Origin of the sequence: Kitasatospora sp. NPDC093558, from assembly GCF_040683475.1 — a bacterium.
Taxonomy (GTDB): domain Bacteria; phylum Actinomycetota; class Actinomycetes; order Streptomycetales; family Streptomycetaceae; genus Kitasatospora.
On sequence record NZ_JBFBDY010000785.1, the window covers coordinates 1 to 2607 of the forward strand.

Annotated in this window: 2 protein-coding genes; both read right to left on the reverse strand. The window is 77.4% G+C overall.

Annotated elements, in window-relative coordinates; genetic code table 11:
* Nucleotides 1-861 (reverse strand): hypothetical protein (locus AB0O00_RS35180; RefSeq protein ID WP_363658775.1); only part of this gene is annotated, 861 nt, incomplete at its 3' end.
* Nucleotides 858-2468 (reverse strand): lanthionine synthetase LanC family protein, encoded by a 1611-nt coding sequence (locus tag AB0O00_RS35185; RefSeq protein ID WP_363658776.1) that lies wholly within the window; start codon nt 2466-2468, stop codon nt 858-860. The genes AB0O00_RS35180 and AB0O00_RS35185, both read right to left, overlap by 4 nt.
* Nucleotides 2469-2607 lie beyond the last annotated feature (139 nt).

The following is a 2607-nucleotide window of genomic DNA, read 5'->3' on the forward strand; positions in this document are numbered from 1 at the left end:
CCACAGCGCCAGTGCCGACCCCGCCCCGTGGTCGATCTGCACCGCCACCCGCGGCCCGTCCGCCGCCTGCCGCAGCGCCACCGGCCGCAGGAACATCCCCGTGACGTGCAGACACTCCGGGAACCGCAGCGGCTCGCCGCCGCCCAGCACGCCCCAGCCCAGCCGGTCGGTGCCCGGCGCGTCGCTGCGCACCATCGCGAAGCGGCTGTCGGGGTCGAACAGCACCAGCCGGTCGTTGCTCCGCTCGCCGATCTCCAGCAGCGAGGTGACCACGCCGGTGCGCACGTCCAGCACGACGGTGCGGACGATCCCCGCGCTCACGCGGTCCAGTGCGAGCAGCGCCCCGGTGTGGTCCAGCCAGACCCCGCCGCCGTGCAACCCCGGTACCTCGGCGACAAGTTGGGGATCGCGGCCGTCCGTCCGGATCAGCCAGACGGTGGTCACCGGGCGGGTGTCGGTGCCGAGCGCGAGCGCCACCGGGATGGAGGGGGACGCCGAGCCGGACGGCAGCGGCAGGAGGCGCAGGCCGGGCATCTTGAGTGTCGCCAACTGCTGTTCCGTGCAAGCGCCTTCGCGGGACGACAGGTGGACGAGGTCGTGCCGCTCGCCGTCGTGCCGGCAGATCAGGACGGACCCGTCCGGCAGCGAGACCAGCTGCGAGCGCAGGCTCTCCGAGCGGTTGCCGGACAGGGGCAGCGCGGCCGGAGCGGCCGGTCCGCCGTCCGCCGGGAGGCGCCAACTCTCGGCGTACCAACCGCCGTCGGCGGCGGAGGCGAGGCACGCGGCGTGGCTGCCGTCCGGCGCGAAGGTGAAGCTCAGGCGGCGCAGCGCGTTGGTCCGGGTCGGGGTGGCGACGTTCACGCTCGGCTCACCTCGCTTGTGGGGGAGGTGAGTTGGCGCGTGGCGGGCGGTACCGGGTCCACCCAGAGGCGGGGGCCGCCGTGCCGCAGGCGCAGCAGGAAGGCGAGCACGCCGGCCGTGCCGGTGCCGTAACCGGGCGCGCAACCGGTGCCGGTCTCGTCCGGGAGCACGAGGAGACCGTCCCGGAGGGCGGATCGGGCGGCGATGATGTGCGCCAACTCCTCGGCGCTCGTACGGAATTCGGGCTCGCCGGTGGTCGCGGCGAGGTCCAGCAGGTACTCGCCGTTGCCGGCCAGGCCGTGGCACGCGCTCACCCCGCTGTGCCAGCGGCCGGCCCGCACGGCCCGCCCTGCGGCGAGCGCCAGCTCGCGGGCGGTGGCGTCCCCGGTGACCTGCCAGAGGCGGAGGAGGAACGTGCCGGCGCCGGACGAGCCGCTGCACCAGTGCGCGAGCCTGACGTGCGGCGCGTCGTCCGCGCTCTGCGGCCACCAGGCGGCGCCGGTCGTCCGTGCGCCGGCCCCTGCGCCAGACCCGTCGGCCCCGCTGTCGGCGTCCCGGCGGGCGGTGGCGGCGAGTGTGCGGCCCGCCTCGACGGCCCCGGCCAGGAGCGCGGGATCGCCGGTCGCCTCCGCGGCGGCGAGGAGGAAGGCGCCGACACCGGCGACACCGTGCGCGAACCCGAGGTGCGAGATCCCGGCGAGCGCCGAGTCGAAGTCCTTCGGCACCGGCCAGACCAGCCCGAACGGCTCACGCCGGGCGGCCGCGAGGAGAGCACGGCCACCGCGGGCGGCACGGGCGAGGAAGGCGGACGCCGCGGTGCCGGACGCGTCGGCGGCGAACCGCAGTTGGGCGAAGCCCGCCCCCGCGGCGCCGTGGCAGACGTCCGGGTTCGGCCACTCGACGTCGACCCGCAGCGCCATCGCCGCGGCGCGCTCGGCGAGTTCACGATCGTCGAGCGCTCGCGCGGCGTCGAGGAGCGCCCACGCCGTGCCCGACCGTCCGAAGTGCAGCCCGGGCAGGACGACCGGCTCGGCGGCACAGCGACGCTCGATCCAGTCGGCCGCCACCCGGAGCATTTCGTCGTCTTCGGGAAGCCCGCCCACGAGCGCCGCCCGGGCGAGAACGGCGAGCACCCCGGCGGCCCCGTGCTGCACATTGCACGGATCCGTCCGCTCCCCGGCCGCCACGACGGGCCACAACCGGTCCCGCCGGCCGGGCGTGGCGGTGAGGACGAGGTGCTGCAGGCCGTCACGCAGGACGCGGTCGAGATCGACGGCGGATGCGGCGTCGTGGCGGCGGAGGTCGGCGACGTCGGTGAGGCGGAGCACGCTGCGGCGCGGAGCGGGGGTGCCTTCGGCAGGGGCAGTACCGGCCGGGCCGCAGCTCTCGGCCGTGGGCTGCTCGGCGCAATCGTGGTGCCTGGCGGGGGTGGACGGGTTCGTGCGGTGGCCCGCCATCGGGAGCTTGGCGTCGGTGGTGCGCGGCTGCGCGGCGCTGAGGGCCGCGCGCTGCTCGCCTCCTGTGCTCGGCCACCCGCCGCTGCCCGGCTGCGGCAGGTCGGTCGGCAGCGGCCGGGTGGGGCTCGCGGCGGCCGTGGGCGTGCTCACGCCGTCGCCCGCCGCCGCCAGGCCCCCGCCCCCGCCCGCCCCCGCCCCCCCGAATATCGCCCGCCGGGGCCCCACCCCCCCCCCCCCTTCCCCCCGGCGGGGGGCCCGGCGGGGCCGGGTGGGCCGGGTGTGTCGGCGG